The sequence below is a fragment of the Mycobacterium sp. NPDC050041 genome, from assembly GCF_049541695.1.
Lineage (GTDB): Bacteria > Actinomycetota > Actinomycetes > Mycobacteriales > Mycobacteriaceae > Mycobacterium.
The window spans coordinates 901,811-916,967 of record NZ_JBMVDG010000002.1 but is presented as its reverse complement, the minus strand read 5'-3'; the positions used below and the strand labels follow the sequence as shown (position 1 = coordinate 916,967).

Below are 15,157 nucleotides of genomic sequence, written 5' to 3'. Positions count from 1 at the left end.
GCACCTACCCCGTTTCGACGGGTGTCAACTACCCCTCGTCGTCCTGCAGCCTGGGGTCGGCCTCGAGATGGGTCAGGCCGTTCCACATCAGGTTCACCAGGTGCGCGGCGACGACTTCCTTCTTCGGTTCCCGTGTGTCCAGCCACCACTGAGCCGTCATCGACACCGAGCCGACGAGTGCCTGTGCGTACAGCGGCGCCAACTCGGGTTCGAGGCCGCGGCGGGAGAAGTCACCGGCCAGGATCGAGCTCACCTGGTTCACCGCGTCGTTGAGCAGGGTTGAGTAGGTGCCCGACGTGATCGCGGCCGGCGAGTCGCGGATCAGGATGCGGAACCCGTCGGTGCGCTCCTCGACGTAGGTCAGCAGCGCCAGGGCGACCCGTTCGACGCGCACGCGGGAGCGGTTGTTGGTCAGCGAGGAGGTGATGCCGTCGAGCAGTGCGGACATCTCCCGGTCGACGACGACCGCGTACAGGCCCTCCTTGCCGCCGAAGTGTTCGTAGACCACCGGCTTGGAGACGTTCGCCCGCTGCGCGATCTCCTCGATGGAGGTGCCCTCGTAGCCACGCGCAGCGAACAGCGACTTCGCGATCTCGATGAGTTGCTGGCGCCGCTCACTGCCGGTCATCCGGGCGCGGGGTGCACGCACTTCCTTGTCGGGTGCTGCCACGATGCTCAGGGTAGCCGCTGGCCTGTGTCGACTAGAGTCTCCAGGTGATCTTTCCGTCGTGGTGTAATCGGCAGCACCTCTGATTTTGGTTCAGATAGTTCAGGTTCGAGTCCTGGCGACGGAACAATTCTCGGCGGCGGGCGTGCGCGGAACGGCGCGACGAGCGGCGTGTCGACCGACAGGCATCCGCTTACGCGAGAAGAGGGGACGGCGATGACGGTGCACGGCGAAGCCGCGGTGCTGGTGCTGGCGGCGGGCGCAGGGACCCGCATGCGGTCCGACACCCCCAAGGTGCTGCACACCCTCGGCGGGCGCAGCCTGCTCTCCCACGTCCTGCACACCATCGCCAAGGTCGCGCCGCAGCACCTCGTCGTCGTCCTCGGCCACGACCGCGACCGGATCGCGCCTGCGGTCACCGCACTGGCCGAGGGCCTCGGCCGTCCCGTGGACATCGCCGTACAGGACCAGCAGCTCGGCACCGGCCACGCCGCCGAATGCGGGCTGTCGGCACTGCCCGACGAGTTCGCCGGCGTCGTCGTCATCACCTCGGGGGATGTGCCGCTGCTGGACGCCGACACCCTCGCCGACCTGCTGTCCGCCCACAGCGCGGAGGCCGCCGCCGCCACCGTGCTGACCACCACGCTGCCCGACCCCACCGGTTACGGCCGAGTGCTGCGCACCCAGGACCACGAGGTCACCCGCATCGTCGAGCAGTCCGACGCCAGCCCATCGCAGCTGGCGATCCGCGAGGTCAACGCCGGTGTGTACGCCTTCGACATCGGCGCCCTGCGCTCGGCACTGCGCCGGCTGCGGTCCGACAACGCCCAGCACGAGCTCTACCTCACCGACGTCGTCTCGATCCTGCGGCAGGACGGCCTGGTGGTGCGGGCCCGCCACGTCGACGACAGCGCCCTGGTCGCGGGCATCAACGACCGCGTCCAGCTGGCCGCGCTGGGCGCCGAGCTGAACCGCCGCATCGTGGCCACCCACCAGCGGGCCGGCGTGACCGTCGTCGACCCCGCCACCACGTGGATCGACGTCGACGTGACCATCGGCCGGGACACCGTCATCCAGCCGGGCACCCAGCTGCTCGGCGCCACCAGCGTGGGCGGCCGCTGCCAGATCGGCCCGGACACCACCCTGGCCGACGTCACCGTCGGCGACGCGGCATCGGTGGTGCGCACCCACGGTTCGCAGGCGGCCATCGGATCAGGTGCGACCGTCGGACCCTTCAGCTACCTGCGGCCCGGCACCGTGCTCGGCGCCGCGGGCAAGCTCGGCGCGTTCGTCGAGACCAAGAACGCCACCCTGGGCGCGGGCACCAAGGTGCCGCACCTCACCTACGTCGGTGACGCCGACATCGGTGAGAACACCAACATCGGCGCGTCCAGCGTGTTCGTCAACTACGACGGCGAGAACAAGAGCCGCACCACCATCGGTTCACACGTGCGGACCGGCTCGGACACCATGTTCGTCGCGCCGGTCACCGTGGGCGACGGTGCCTACACCGGCGCGGGCACTGTGGTCCGCGAGGACGTGCCGCCGGGTGCGCTCGCAGTGTCGGCGGGCCCACAGCGCAACATCGAGGGCTGGGTGATCCGCAAACGGCCGGGATCGGCCGCCGCCGATGCCGCGGCGGCGGCACATGAGGCCGCCGAGCGCGCCGCCGACCGACAGGACGACGCCCAGGGGTCGTGATCTCGACCCCTTCTGTTGGCGATCCGGCAACCCGGCAGCGCATCTGCAGGACCGCTACGTACGATTGGGCCGACATCGACCCCCGACCGGCAGAGGCGCACAGTGGGCACCGAGTGGACCGACAACCGCAAGAACCTGATGCTCTTCTCGGGCCGCGCGCATCCCGAACTCGCCGAGCAGGTGGCCAAGGAGCTCGACACCCCGGTCACCGCGCAGACCGCACGTGACTTCGCCAACGGCGAGATCTTCGTCCGCTTCGACGAGTCCGTGCGTGGCTGCGACGCCTTCGTGCTGCAGTCCCATCCCGCGCCGCTCAACACGTGGCTGATGGAACAGCTGCTGATGATCGACGCGCTCAAGCGCGGCAGCGCCAAGCGAATCACGGCGATCCTGCCGTTCTACCCCTACGCCCGGCAGGACAAGAAGCACCGCGGACGTGAACCGATCTCGGCCAGGCTGGTGGCCGATCTGCTCAAGACCGCAGGCGCGAACCGGATCCTCACCGTCGATCTGCACACCGACCAGATCCAGGGCTTCTTCGACGGGCCGGTCGACCACATGCGGGCGCAGAAGCTGCTGACCGGGTACATCGCCGAGAACTACGCCAACCACGACATGGTCGTGGTCTCCCCCGACTCCGGCCGCGTCCGCGTGGCGGAGAAGTGGGCCGACGCACTCGGCGGCGTCCCGCTGGCCTTCATCCACAAGACCAGGGATCCACTCGTGCCGAACCAGGTGGTGTCCAACCGCGTCGTCGGCGACGTGCGCGGCAAGACGTGCGTGCTGACCGACGACATGATCGACACCGGCGGCACCATCGCCGGCGCGGTGAAACTGCTCAAGCAGGACGGAGCGGGCGACGTCATCATCGCGGCGACCCACGGCGTGCTGTCCGATCCTGCGCGTGAGCGGCTGGCCGACTCCGGTGCCCGCGAGGTCATCGTCACCAACACCCTGCCGATCGGCGAGGACAAGCAGTTCCCCCAACTCACGGTGCTCTCGATCGCGCCGCTGCTGGCGAACACCATCCGCGCGGTGTTCGACAACGGTTCGGTGACCAGCCTGTTCGACGGGTCGGCCTAGATGGCGCAGACCGCCACCATCTATCACAACTCCCGGTGCAGCACGTCACGCAAGACGCTGGATCTGTTGCGGGACAACGGCATCGAGCCGACGATCGTGCAGTACCTGAAGACGCCGCCGTCGCGCGACGAGCTGGCCGCACTGATCCGCGACGCGGGCATCGAGGTACGCGCGGCGGTGCGCAAGCGCGAATCGCTCTACGGTGAGCTGAATCTGGCCGACGCGAGCGACGAGGAGCTGCTCGACGCGCTCGCCGAGCACCCGATCCTCATCGAGCGGCCCTTCGTCGTCACCGCGAAGGGCACCCGGCTGGCCCGGCCGATCGACACGGTGCGCGAGATCCTGTGACCCCCCGCCGCCGCTGCGTGGCGGCAACGCTCGCGCTGATCACCGTCTTTGCCGCCGGCTGCGGCGCGGAAACCCCTGACTACGAAGCGGTCTGGTCGACGACGAGCAGCACCACCTCGGCGGCCCCGACGAGCACCGAGGCGCCGGTGCCGCTGTCGCAGTACCTGGCGAGCATCGGGGTCGACGGCAAACCGGTGGCCCCCGACCGGCTGCCGGACCTCACGGTGACGCTGCCGACGCCGCCGGGCTGGAAGCCCTACACCAATCCCAACTTCGAGCCCGGCACCCGCACCATCGTCAAGGGCGACACCTACCCGATCGCGATGCTGGTGGTGTTGGAGCTCAAGGGCGACTTCGACGCCGCCGAGGCGGTCAAGCACGGCACGGGTGATGCGGAGCTGTCGGAGAACTTCAAGCGCCTCAACGCCTCCGAGAAGAACTGGCGAGGATTCCCGTCGTCGATGATCGAGGGCAGCTATGACCTCAACGGTCAGCGGATGCAGAGCTACAACCGCATCGTGATCGCCACCGGATCGCCACCGGCCAACCAGCGCTATCTGGTTCAGCTCACCGTCACCAGCTTCGCCGCCGAAGCCCAGGCGCAGGGCAAGGACATCGAGACCATCATCTCCGGGTTCACCGTCGCCCCCAAGCCGGCAGCACCCAAGTGACGGCGGCCCGCTGAGGCGACGTCTATAGGGTGGTGGCCATGACTGGTTGGACCGCTGCCGAATTGCCCTCCTACACCGGCCGGACGGTCATCGTGACCGGCTCCAACAGCGGTCTGGGGCTGATCACCGCCCGCGAACTGGCACGTGCCGGCGCGTCGGTGGTGCTCGCCGTCCGCAACACCGCCAAGGGCGACGAGGCCGCGGCGGGCATGACCGGCGACGTCACCGTCCGCAAGCTCGACCTGCAGGATCTGGCGTCGGTGCGGGAGTTCGCCGCCGGTGTCGACGCGGTGGACGTCCTGGTGAACAACGCCGGCATCATGGCGGTGCCGTATGCACAGACCAAGGACGGCTTCGAGAGCCAGATCGGCACCAATCACCTCGGCCACTTCGCGCTGACCAACCTGCTGCTGCCCAAGATCACCGACCGGGTGGTCACGGTGTCGTCGATGATGCACTGGATCGGGCGCATCAACCTCAAGGACCTGAACTGGAAGGCCCGGCCGTACTCCGCCTGGCCGGCCTACGGTCAGTCCAAGCTGGCCAACCTGCTGTTCACCACCGAACTCCAGAACCGTCTGCAGCGGTCCGGGTCCACCGTGCGGGCCGTGGTCGCCCACCCCGGTTACAGCTCGACGAACCTGCAGGGCCGCAGTGGCCGCAAGCTGGGCGATGCGCTGATGTCGATCGGCAACCGGTTGGCCACCGACACCGACTTCGGGGCCCGCCAGACGCTCTATGCGGTGTCGCAGGACGTCCCGGGCGACAGTTTCGTCGGGCCGAGGTTCTCGATGACGGGCCCGACGCGGTCGGTCGGACGAAGCCCGCTGGCCCGCAACAAGGACACCGCAGCAGCCCTGTGGGAGCTGTCCGAGCAGCTCACCGGAACCGCGTTCCCCCGCTGATTTCTCTCTGACCAGCGGGTTGCGCTACCCTGGGCGAGCGTCACGGCGAGGGCGGCCGGCATGTCGGCCACCGTTATCGACGGGAACACGCGTCTTCACGGATGCGGCCCCTGCTGTGCGATGAATTCCCTCGACCAGCACAGGAGCACCGCACATGGCCAAGAAGTCGGCCTCTTCGAACAATCTGACCGCATCGGTCCGTACCGCCACCGGCAAGGGCGCATCGCGTCGCGCCCGCCGTGAGGGCAAGGTCCCGGCCGTTCTGTACGGCCACGGCACCGATCCGCAGCACCTCGAGATCGACGCCCGCGACTTCGCGGCCGTGTTGCGGCACTCCGGCACCAACGCGGTGCTGAGCCTCGACATCGAGGGCACCGAGCAGCTCGCACTGACCAAGTCGCTGGAGATCCACCCGATCCGCCGCAACATCCAGCACGCCGACCTGCTCGTCGTCCGCCGCGGCGAGAAGGTGACCGTCGAGGTCAACATCGTGGTCGAGGGCGAGGCGATCCCCGGCACCCTGGTGACGCAGGAAGCCAACACGATCGAGATCGAGTCGGACGTGCAGGCCATCCCCGAGCAGATCACCGTCTCGGTGGAGGGCGCCCAGGCAGGCACCCAGTTCACCGCGGGCCAGATCGAGCTGCCCAAGGGCGTCGCCCTGATCACCGATCCCGAGGCGCTCGTGGTCAACGTCGTGGCCGCGCCCACCGCCGAGGACCTCGAGGCCGAGGGCGGCGGCGCGTCGATCGACGAGCAGGCCGCGGAGTTCGTCGAAGCCGTCGAGGAGGCCGAGGGCGAGGCCGGCGAGGGCGACGAGGCCCCGGCCGAATCCGCCGAGTAGGCGGTCGACTCACCTCTCATGGCCGAGCCGCTGCTGGTGGTGGGCCTGGGCAATCCCGGGCCCACCTACGCCAAGACCCGGCACAACGTGGGCTTCATGGTCGCCGACCTGCTCGCGGGACGGATGGGGTCGGGCTTCAAGGTGCACAAGAAGTCCGGCGCCGAGGTCGTCACCGGCCGGCTCGGCGGCCGGTCGTTGGTGCTGGCCAAGCCCCGTTGCTACATGAACGAGTCGGGCCGCCAGGTGGGCCCGCTCGCCAAGTTCTACTCGGTGGACCCCGCCGACGTGGTGGTGATCCACGACGAGCTGGACATCGACTTCGGCCGCATTCGGCTCAAGTCCGGCGGCGGCGTCGCCGGCCACAACGGGCTGAAGTCGGTGTCGGCGGCGCTGGGCAGCAACGGGTTCCAGCGCGTTCGCGTCGGGATCGGCCGCCCGCCCGGACGCAAGGATGCGGCAGCATACGTGCTCGAGGCGTTCACCACCGCCGAGCGCGCCGAGGTGCCGACGATCTGCGAGCAGGCCGCCGACGCGACCGAACTCCTGCTCCTGCACGGCATCGAACCGGCGCAGAACACCGTCCACGCCTGGTAGCGGCTGTCAGCGCCCGCGGATCCCGCTGTCGACCACCTTCACCGGCTTGTGCGGGAACCGTCGTTCGGCGTGCGCCTTGGCCGCCGAATTCGGCAGCACGTACAGCGTTTCGCGCTTCTCCTGCAACGGCTTGAGCACCAGGTCCATGAAACCTTTCCGGTCCTCGAGGTAGGGCTCGATGACGTCTTCGCCCGCCGGACACACGGCGAGGCAGTAGGCCGCCTTGTAGTTGGCCTTGAACGACAGGCTCTGCCACATCGAGGCGTTCTCCGAATCGCTGACGCGCGAGCGGAAGTCGTCGGCGTCGGCGCTGTCGGCAATTGTCTGCGCCCAGTCGGTGAAGCCGCCCATGAACTCGCGGTAGTTGTGCACCGAACATGCGACGAAGTCGAAGGCGCCGTCTTTGCCGATGGCGCCGACCGGGCAGGCCGCGACGCAGAGTTTGCACTCCAGACATGGTGAATAGTCCAGCGGCGAACCGTATTCGGTGATCTCGGCGTCGAGCAGGATCGTCGCCAGCAGGATGAAGTTGCCGAACTTCGGGTGGATGACGTTGCGGTGGATGCCCATCACGCCCAGGCCCGCCGCGACCGCGACCGGCTTGTGCGCCACCACCCAGATGCGGCCGGGGAACTTGTCCATCTCCATCGGGAACGTCGCCGACGGGTTGAGCGCCCGGTGGCCTGCGTCCTCCAGCGCACGGGTGATCCGGTGCGCCGCTTCGTTGATGATCTCGCCGCTGCGGTGGAACTCCTGGTTGGCGACGCTGCGCGCCGTCGACCGGACGTTGTCGCGATTCATCCGCACCACCAGCGAGATGTAGCTCCTCACGCCGGGCAGCGCCGCCTCGACGTGCTCGATCTCCGAGGCCAGCTCAGGGTTGGCGACACTGGCGAAGGCGACGTCGTCGGCGCCCGCGGCCAGACACACCTCGCGCAGCCAGCCGGCGTCGACGGCGCCGGGCTTCTCCCGCTTCCGTGCCAGCACCGCCCGCACGGTCGGATGGTCGGCGATCCGCGCAGGGGGCTTCAGCATGGAGCTGAGTATAGCGATAAATACTCAGCTCGCCAGGCGGACCGTCAGCCGCCCGTGCGGCGGGCGTAGGCGCGCAGCGCGACGGGCGCGATGATCGCGGTCAGCAGCACCGACCACAACACCGTCGCGAGCACCGGATGGTGCAGCGGCAGCTGAGCTTCGGGCGCCGCAGGCGGCCCGTTGCCCCACAGTTCGCGCATGGCCTGCGCCAGCGACGAGACCGGATTCCACTCGGCGATCACCCGTAACCAGTGCGGCATCGGCCCGGTCGGCACGAAGGTGTTCGCCAGGAAGGTGATCGGGAACAGCACAGTGAACATCACACCGTTGACGGCCTCCACCGATCGCATCAGCGAGCCCACCAGGATGCCGAACCAGATGATGCCGAACCCGAACACCAGCAGCAGCACGAACGCGAGCACCGCCTCACCGACACCGCCACGGATCCGCCACCCGATCGCCAGGCCCGTCACCGCCATCACCACGACCCCGATGGACGAGTGCACCAGGCTCGCGACGCTCCGCCCGATCAGGACCGACGACCGGTGGATGGGCAGCGATCGGAACCGGTCGATGATGCCCTTCTCGACGTCGGCGGTGATGCCCGAGGCCACGACGAACGCGGAGAACACGATGGTCTGCGCCAGGATGCCGGGCAGCAGGAACTCGCGGTAGGACGCGCCGCCGGTGTCGGTGATCGACGCGCCGAACACGAACGCGAAGAGCAGCACGAACATGATGGGCTGCGCGGTGACGTCGCTCAGCATCTCCGGCATGCGCTTGGTGTGGATCATGTTGCGCTTGACCATGATCCAGGACTGCTGCGCGATGTTGGTCGGGTGCGTGCGGGGACGCTGCGCCTCGACCTCCGTGCGCGATGCGACGGTGGTCATGCCTCGACTCCTCCTCGCTCGGTCACGCGCTGGCCTCCTCTTCGGTCCGGTGCCCGGTGAGCGACAGGAAGACGTCGTCGAGACTGGGCCGGGACAGCCCGATGTCGTCGACGGCGATGCCGCTGTCGCGGAGCCAGCCTGCGACGCGGATGACGTCGTCGAGCCCGTCGGCGGAGGCGGTGACCTGGCGGGCCCCGGATTCGACGAACACCTCGGCACCGGTGCGGGCCAGCAGTTCCTGCGCCGCCGCCAGGTCGTCGGCCTCGGTCACGGTGACCACCAGGCTCGCATTGCCGGCCTGGCGCTTGAGCTCCAGCGGCGATCCCTCGGCGATGATGCGGCCCCGGTCGACCACGACGATGTTGTCCGCGAGCTGGTCCGCTTCCTCCAGGTACTGGGTGGTGAGCAGCAGCGTGGTGCCCTGATCGACGAGGCCGCGCAGCACGTCCCACAGGTCGCTGCGGCTGCGCGGGTCGAGGCCGGTGGTCGGCTCGTCGAGGAAGAGCACCGGCGGCGACGCGAGCAGGCTGACGGCCAGGTCGAGGCGGCGACGCATCCCGCCGGAGTAGGACTTGACCACCTTGTCGGCGGCGTCGGCGATGGAGAACCGTTCCAGCAGTTCATCGCCCACGCGGCTGAGCTCCCTGCGCCGGATGCCGTAGAGGCCGCCGATCATCCGGATGTTCTCGCGGCCGGTGAGCAGTTCGTCGACGGTGGCGACCTGACCGGTGAGCCCCATGTTGCGCCGCACCGCGTCCGGTTGCCGCAGCACGTCGTAACCGGCGACGCGGGCCGTCCCGCTGGTGGGCTCGGTGAGCGTGGTCATCATGCGGACGGTCGTGGTCTTGCCCGCGCCGTTCGGCCCGAGCAGGCCCAGCACGGTGCCCGGCGGGACGGCGAAGCTGACGTGGTCGACCGCGGGCGGGACGACCGCGGGATCCCCGAACTGCTTCACCAGGTCGATCGCTTCGATGGCCGGTGTCATGTCAACGACGGTATCGGTGATCACCGACACCCCGTTACCCGTGGGCGGCCCGCGGGGTTAGGTGACCAGCGAGACCGAGTTGGCCCGGCGCAGCTTGCCCGACGGCGTCTTCGGGATGGTGCCGGGCCCGAGCACCACGACGTTGCGCGGACGCACGTCCACCTCGGTCACCACCTCGTGGGCGACCTGGTGCTCGATGCGGCGCACCTCGAGCGGGTCCTGCCAGGCGTTGGACTCCACCGCGACGGCGAACGTCTCACGCGAATGGCCGGCGTCCAGCCGGACGGCGACGGCACAGCCCGGCCGCACGCCTTCCACGCGGCCGGCGGCCCGCTCGATGTCGGTCGGGTAGATGTTGCGCCCGGCCATGATGATGACGTCCTTGACGCGGCCGCAGACCACGACGTGGCCCTCTTCGGTCAGGTAGCCGAGGTCACCGGTGTCGTACCAGCCGTGCTCGTCCTGCGCGGGGACGAATCCGCCCATGGTGATGTAGCCGGGGGTCAGCGGTTCGCCGCGCAGCTCGATGACGCCGACGCCGCGGGCGGGCATCACGTTGCCCTGCTCGTCGATGATGCGGGCCTCGAGCCCCTCGAGCAGCGGGCCGAGCGTGGCCAGCCGCTTGGTGTTGCCCTTGGTGGCGGTCACGGCCCGCCGCAGGGCGGCCAGCAGGTCGGCGTCCACCTCGTCGACCACCAGGCCTGCGCCGCATTCGGAGAACGACACCGCCAGCGTCGTCTCGGCCATGCCGTAGGCGGGCAGGATCGCCTCGGCGCGCAATCCGAACGGCTTGCCCGCGTCGATCAGGTCCTCGACGTCGGCCGGTTCCACCGGCTCGGCGCCCGACAGCGCGAAGCGCAGCGTCGACAGGTCGAACTCGCCGGGCGTGGCCTGCCGGCGCAGCCGCTTGGCCAGCAGCGCATAGGCGAAGTTCGGCGCGGCCGTCATCGTGCCCTTGTACTTGTCGATCAGCCGGGCCCACAGCAGCGTGTCGCGCAGGAAGTCCATCGGCGTGACCTTGACCAGCTCGGCGCCGAAGTACATCGGGATGGTGAGGAAGCCGACCATGCCCATGTCGTGGAAGCAGGGCAGCCAGCTGACCATGACGTCCTTCTCGACGTCGTACTCGGCGCCGATGAACATCGCCTCGGCGTTCGAGTGGATGTTGCGGTGGGTGATCTGCACGGCCTTGGGCGACCCGGTCGAACCCGACGTCAGCTGCATCAGCGCCAGGTCGTCCTCGCCGACCTCGACGGGGTCGATCGGCTCCGACGCCAACAGCTCGGCGACGGTCAGGACCGTGATGCCCTTCTCCTCGAGCACCGGGATGGCCACGTTGAACGGCTCGGACACGATCACGGCCTTGGCCTCGATCATCCCGATCACCATCATGGTGTCCTCGGCCCACAGCACCAGGTCGGTGCGCGGGGTCGGCTGGTGCAGCATGGTCAGGCTCGCGCCGCGCATCCACAGCCCCTGTGCGGTCGGCGCGATCTCGACGGGGAAGCCGGCGAGCACGCCCACCGCGTCGCCCAGTCCGACACCGGCCGCGGCCAGCCCACCGGCGATGCGCCGTGCACGCTCGTGCACCTCACCCCAGGTGTGCCGGACCGGCTCGTGCGGCTCGCCGGTCACCATGCCGGTGGTGACGGTGCGGGCGTTGCGGTACATCTTGTCGGTGAACCTGCTCACGACATCCTCCTCGGGACCGGCGACATCGCCCGGATTCTCATGCTCCGCCAGTGAGCAGACGCTGCCGAGCAGGCGCGCATACACAATTCAGGAGCGATTTCGTCTCGAAACGGTGATGCATTGGAAAACCCGGGCGCGGTAGCGACGACGCCCTCGAGGGTGCCTGCCGCGCGGCTGCGCGGCCACCCGCCGAGGTGCCCGGCAGGTAAAGGTCGTGCGCCCGATGCTTGACCGTGAGTTTTCACCGCCCGTCATCTTAGAAGACCCTTAAGTAACCGACAAACCGCAGCGCCGAATGAGGCCTGGGTCACAATTTGCGGTGTCAAATACGCAGCGCGGCCGCTCAGCCCGACGGGGTCGGAGCGGGCACCAACCGGGCCCCGTGCACCGGCCCGCTGGCCACCCGCACGGTCCGGCAGACGCCGGCGCCGGCCAGCCGGACACCGATGTCGACCGCCGCCGCCGCAGACTCGCACAGGAACGCACAGGTCGGACCCGAGCCCGACACCAGGCCGGCCAGCGCGCCGGCTTCGCGACCAGCCCGCAGCGTGCGCCGCAGACCCGGGTACAGACTGAGCGCCGCGGCCTGCAGGTCATTGCCCAGCAGCGGAGCCAGCTCGGCGGGATCACCGGAGGCCAGCGCCGAGAGCAGCGGCTCGGGATCGTCCAGCCGCGGCGGCGCCTCGCGCTGGTCGTCCGCCGCCGCACGCAGCCGGTCGATCTCCCGGAAGACCTTGGGGGTCGACAGGCCCTTGGGGGCGAACGCGAGGACCCAGTGGAAGGTGTTGCGCGCGAGCACCGTCGCGAGTTCCTCGCCACGGCCGGTGCCCAGCGCCGTACCGCCGTGCAGGGCGAACGGCACGTCACTGCCCAGCGTGGCGGCCAGCGCGTGCAGGTCGCGGCGCGGCACCCCCAGCTCCCACAGGGCGTTCATCGCCACCAGCACGGCCGCTGCGTCCGCGCTGCCGCCCGCCATGCCGCCCGCCACCGGAATCGCCTTCTCGATCGAGATCGCGACGTCGGGGGCGCGTCCGACGTGTTCGGCGAGCAGTTCGGCGGCCTGCCACGCCAGGTTCCGCTCGTCGAGGGGCAGCCCCTCGGCACCCTCGCCCGCGATCTCCAGCGACTGCACGTCGGCGTTGCGCACGGTGATCTCGTCGACCAGCGACACGGCGTGGAAGACGGTGGTGAGGTCGTGGTAGCCGTCCTCGCGCAGGTCGCCGACCCCGAGGTAGAGGTTGACCTTGCCTGGTGCGCGCACGGTCACCGAACCCGTGGGGACCCACTGCGATGCGGTGTTGCCGTCGGCCACCGCACGACACTAGCGCCGCGGGCCGGCCCGGAGAACCTAGGCTTCCCCATATGCTCGCGCGCGGCGACCGGGTGGCGTCCTACGTCGTCGACGAACCGCTGGGCCGCGGCGGGTACGCCGAGGTCTACCGGGTGCGTACCGACGCAGGCGCCGAGGTGGCGCTCAAGATGCTCGACGAGCATCACCGCAGGCCCGCCGACCTCGGCCGGCTACAGCGCGAGTTCGGGTTCGCCCGCGCGGCCGACCACCCGCACGTCGTGAAGGTCTACGAGGCCGGACCGCACTGGCTCACCATGGAGATCGTCGGCGGCGGAACGGCGATGACCCTGCCCCGGATGGACGACCGGCTGACGGCGTTGGCTCAGATCGCCGGCGCGCTGGACCACACACACCGTCAGGGAATCGTGCACTGTGACGTCAAACCCGCCAACATCCTTGTGCGCGAGCCGTTCTCGCCGACAGATGCGGTGCTCGTCGACTTCGGCGTGGCGCACTCGATGGCCGACGACGCCGCCCGCCACCCGACCCGCATCGAGGCGTCGCTGCCCTACTCGGCACCGGAGCTGCTGCGAGGACGGACGCCGACGCCGGCGGTCGACGAGTACGCGCTGGCCTGCACCGCCATCGAGATGATCACCGGTGCAACGCCCTTCACCGCGAGCACCTCGCTCGGCCTGGTCGACGAGCATCTGAACTCCCCGCCACCGCGGCTGGCGCGGCGGATCGCGTGGATCCCGCACGCGTTCGACTCGATCATGGCCAAGGCGCTGGCGAAGGATCCTGACCTGCGCTACGACTCGTGTTCGGAGATGATCCGGCTGATCACCCGCACGCTGCGGTGAACGGCGTCCGCCCGCCGACTTAACGCAGCTTTAACTGGCGTCAGGTTCCGCTTTACACGGCCGGGGCTAACTTCGGGCGTATGACCGCGACCGCGCCGTACGACAACTCCGCACTCGCGCACGAGGAGGAGGGCTACGAGAAGGGCCTGAAGCCGCGGCAGCTGCAGATGATCGCCATCGGCGGCGCCATCGGCACCGGCCTGTTCATGGGCGCCGGCGGCCGGCTCAACAGCGCCGGACCGGGCCTGTTCATCGTGTACGCGATCTGCGGCGTCTTCGTGTTCTTCATCCTGCGCGCACTGGGCGAGCTTGTGCTGCACCGCCCTTCGTCGGGATCGTTCGTCTCCTACGCGCGCGAGTTCCTCGGCGAGAAGGCCGCATATGTCGCCGGCTGGATGTACTTCTTCAACTGGGCCTGCACGTCGATCGTCGACGTCACCGCCATCGCGCTCTACATGCACTACTGGGGCGCCTTCGAGGCGATACCGCAGTGGACCATCGCACTGATCGCGCTGGTGATCGTCCTCAGCGTGAACATGATCTCGGTCAAGTGGTTCGGCGAGATGGAGTTCTGGGCGGCGCTGATCAAGGTCGTCGCGCTCGTCACCTTCCTGATCGTCGGCATCGTCTTCCTGGCGGGCCGATTCTCGATCGAGGGCCAGACCACCGGCCCCTCGGTGATCGCCGACAACGGCGGCATCCTGCCGACCGGCATCCTGCAACTGGTGATCATCACCTCGGGCGTCATCTTCGCCTACGCCGCAGTCGAATTGGTGGGCACCGCCGCCGGCGAGACCGAGGATCCGCCCAAGGTGATGCCCAAGGCGATCAACTCCGTCATCTTCCGGATCGCGGTGTTCTACGTCGGCTCACTCATCCTGTTGGCACTGTTGCTGCCGTACACCGCCTACGAGGAGGGCACCAGCCCGTTCGTCACGTTCTTCTCCAAGATCGGCGTTCCCGCGGCGGGCGACATCATGAACTTCGTGGTGCTCACCGCCGCGCTGTCCAGTCTCAACGCCGGGTTGTACTCGACGGGGCGCATCCTGCGGTCGATGTCCATGAACGGCAGCGCGCCCAAGTTCACCGCCAAGATGTCGAGCAGGGGCGTGCCCTGGGCCGGCATCGCGTTGACGGCCTGCTTCACCGTCGTCGGCGTCTTCCTCAACCTGATCGTGCCCTCGGAGGCGTTCAACATCGCCCTCGACCTGTCGGCCCTGGGCATCATCGCGTCATGGGGGACGATCGTCATCTGCCAGATCCAGTTGTACCGCTGGTCGCAGAAGGGCATCCTCGAGCGGCCCAGCTTCCGGCTGTTCGGCACGCCCTACACGAGCTACGCCACCCTGGTGTTCCTCGTCGGTGTGACCGCACTGATGTGTTACCAGAACTACTGGAACCTGATCGCGCTGCTCGTGATCATCCCGACGCTGGTCGGCGGGTGGTACGCGGTCCGCGGCCGGGTGCTCGAGATGGCGCGCGAGCGCATCGGATTCACCGGCAACTACCCGGTGGTTGCAGAGACGCCGCTGCTCGACGAACTGCTCGGCAAGGACAACCGGCGCGACGCCGACAAGGAGTAGCC

General features: G+C 68.9%; 15 protein-coding genes and 1 tRNA gene. 10 read left to right on the top strand and 6 right to left on the bottom strand.

Annotated features, from left to right (window positions below):
- Positions 1-28 precede the first annotated feature (28 nt).
- Positions 29-628 carry a TetR/AcrR family transcriptional regulator gene (locus ACPCHZ_RS09825; RefSeq protein WP_423484701.1) on the bottom strand — a complete coding sequence of 200 codons (600 nt, stop codon included), beginning with the start codon at positions 626-628 and terminating at the stop codon, positions 29-31.
- Positions 629-722: 94 nt separating this feature from the next.
- Between ACPCHZ_RS09825 and ACPCHZ_RS09820 the strand changes: the two genes are divergently transcribed.
- The 8 genes from ACPCHZ_RS09820 to pth all read left to right on the top strand — a co-directional run bounded on the left by ACPCHZ_RS09820 (position 723) and on the right by pth (position 6,813).
- A tRNA-Gln gene (locus ACPCHZ_RS09820) sits at positions 723-794 on the top strand.
- A gap of 89 nt (positions 795-883) precedes the next feature.
- On the top strand, positions 884-2,368 hold the full coding sequence (glmU, locus tag ACPCHZ_RS09815; protein ID WP_423484539.1) for a bifunctional UDP-N-acetylglucosamine diphosphorylase/glucosamine-1-phosphate N-acetyltransferase GlmU: 1,485 nt from the start codon (positions 884-886) through the stop codon (positions 2,366-2,368).
- 102 nt (positions 2,369-2,470) lie between these two features.
- Complete coding sequence (locus ACPCHZ_RS09810; protein WP_364974836.1) at positions 2,471-3,451, top strand: ribose-phosphate diphosphokinase; 981 nt, start codon at positions 2,471-2,473, stop codon at positions 3,449-3,451.
- On the top strand, positions 3,452-3,799 hold the full coding sequence (arsC, locus tag ACPCHZ_RS09805) for an arsenate reductase (glutaredoxin) (RefSeq protein ID WP_423484538.1): 348 nt from the start codon (positions 3,452-3,454) through the stop codon (positions 3,797-3,799).
- On the top strand, positions 3,796-4,470 hold the full coding sequence (locus ACPCHZ_RS09800) for an LpqN/LpqT family lipoprotein (RefSeq protein WP_423484537.1): 675 nt from the start codon (positions 3,796-3,798) through the stop codon (positions 4,468-4,470). Before arsC ends, ACPCHZ_RS09800 begins: the two co-directional genes overlap by 4 nt.
- A gap of 38 nt (positions 4,471-4,508) precedes the next feature.
- Positions 4,509-5,375, top strand: a complete 867-nt coding sequence (locus tag ACPCHZ_RS09795; RefSeq protein WP_423484536.1) for an oxidoreductase — start codon at positions 4,509-4,511, stop codon at positions 5,373-5,375.
- A gap of 154 nt (positions 5,376-5,529) precedes the next feature.
- A complete protein-coding gene (locus ACPCHZ_RS09790) occupies positions 5,530-6,219 on the top strand; it encodes a 50S ribosomal protein L25/general stress protein Ctc (protein WP_423484535.1) in 690 nt (229 codons plus the stop codon).
- 18 nt (positions 6,220-6,237) lie between these two features.
- Positions 6,238-6,813, top strand: a complete 576-nt coding sequence (gene pth / locus ACPCHZ_RS09785) for an aminoacyl-tRNA hydrolase (protein ID WP_423484534.1) — start codon at positions 6,238-6,240, stop codon at positions 6,811-6,813.
- Positions 6,814-6,819: 6 nt separating this feature from the next.
- Here pth and ACPCHZ_RS09780 read toward each other — a convergent pair whose 3' ends face one another.
- The 5 genes from ACPCHZ_RS09780 to ACPCHZ_RS09760 form a co-directional block, all read right to left on the bottom strand.
- Complete coding sequence (locus ACPCHZ_RS09780) at positions 6,820-7,848, bottom strand: epoxyqueuosine reductase (protein WP_423484533.1); 1,029 nt, start codon at positions 7,846-7,848, stop codon at positions 6,820-6,822.
- A 44-nt stretch (positions 7,849-7,892) separates the two neighbouring features.
- A complete protein-coding gene (locus tag ACPCHZ_RS09775; protein WP_423484532.1) occupies positions 7,893-8,741 on the bottom strand; it encodes an ABC transporter permease in 849 nt (282 codons plus the stop codon).
- Between the two features lie 22 nt (positions 8,742-8,763).
- On the bottom strand, positions 8,764-9,726 hold the full coding sequence (locus ACPCHZ_RS09770; RefSeq protein WP_423484531.1) for an ATP-binding cassette domain-containing protein: 963 nt from the start codon (positions 9,724-9,726) through the stop codon (positions 8,764-8,766).
- Positions 9,727-9,783: 57 nt separating this feature from the next.
- Positions 9,784-11,418, bottom strand: coding sequence for a fatty acyl-AMP ligase (locus ACPCHZ_RS09765; protein WP_423484530.1), 1,635 nt, complete (start codon positions 11,416-11,418; stop codon positions 9,784-9,786).
- Between the two features lie 343 nt (positions 11,419-11,761).
- Positions 11,762-12,730: a 4-(cytidine 5'-diphospho)-2-C-methyl-D-erythritol kinase gene (locus tag ACPCHZ_RS09760; RefSeq protein WP_423484529.1), complete on the bottom strand. Its 969-nt coding sequence runs from the start codon at positions 12,728-12,730 to the stop codon at positions 11,762-11,764.
- Positions 12,731-12,780: 50 nt separating this feature from the next.
- On the opposite strand from ACPCHZ_RS09760, the gene ACPCHZ_RS09755 reads away from it, so the two are divergent.
- Positions 12,781-13,572, top strand: a complete 792-nt coding sequence (locus ACPCHZ_RS09755) for a serine/threonine-protein kinase (protein WP_423484528.1) — start codon at positions 12,781-12,783, stop codon at positions 13,570-13,572.
- A gap of 80 nt (positions 13,573-13,652) precedes the next feature.
- Entirely contained in the window at positions 13,653-15,155 is a 1,503-nt protein-coding gene (locus tag ACPCHZ_RS09750) for an amino acid permease (RefSeq protein ID WP_423484527.1), read from the top strand.
- The last annotated feature ends 2 nt before the right edge of the window (positions 15,156-15,157 follow it).

Bases quoted from the DNA above. Each gene is read 5' to 3' on its own strand.
- ACPCHZ_RS09795 (WP_423484536.1), top strand. From the start codon at position 4,509: ATGACTGGTTGGACCGCTGCCGAATTGCCCTCCTACACCGGCCGGACG.
- ACPCHZ_RS09780 (WP_423484533.1), bottom strand. From the start codon at position 7,848: ATGCTGAAGCCCCCTGCGCGGATCGCCGACCATCCGACCGTGCGGGCG.
- ACPCHZ_RS09750 (WP_423484527.1), top strand. From the start codon at position 13,653: ATGACCGCGACCGCGCCGTACGACAACTCCGCACTCGCGCACGAGGAG.
- ACPCHZ_RS09775 (WP_423484532.1), bottom strand. From the start codon at position 8,741: ATGACCACCGTCGCATCGCGCACGGAGGTCGAGGCGCAGCGTCCCCGC.
- arsC (WP_423484538.1), top strand. From the start codon at position 3,452: ATGGCGCAGACCGCCACCATCTATCACAACTCCCGGTGCAGCACGTCA.
- glmU (WP_423484539.1), top strand. From the start codon at position 884: ATGACGGTGCACGGCGAAGCCGCGGTGCTGGTGCTGGCGGCGGGCGCA.
- pth (WP_423484534.1), top strand. From the start codon at position 6,238: ATGGCCGAGCCGCTGCTGGTGGTGGGCCTGGGCAATCCCGGGCCCACC.
- ACPCHZ_RS09825 (WP_423484701.1), bottom strand. From the start codon at position 628: ATGACCGGCAGTGAGCGGCGCCAGCAACTCATCGAGATCGCGAAGTCG.
- ACPCHZ_RS09770 (WP_423484531.1), bottom strand. From the start codon at position 9,726: ATGACACCGGCCATCGAAGCGATCGACCTGGTGAAGCAGTTCGGGGAT.
- ACPCHZ_RS09755 (WP_423484528.1), top strand. From the start codon at position 12,781: ATGCTCGCGCGCGGCGACCGGGTGGCGTCCTACGTCGTCGACGAACCG.
- ACPCHZ_RS09790 (WP_423484535.1), top strand. From the start codon at position 5,530: ATGGCCAAGAAGTCGGCCTCTTCGAACAATCTGACCGCATCGGTCCGT.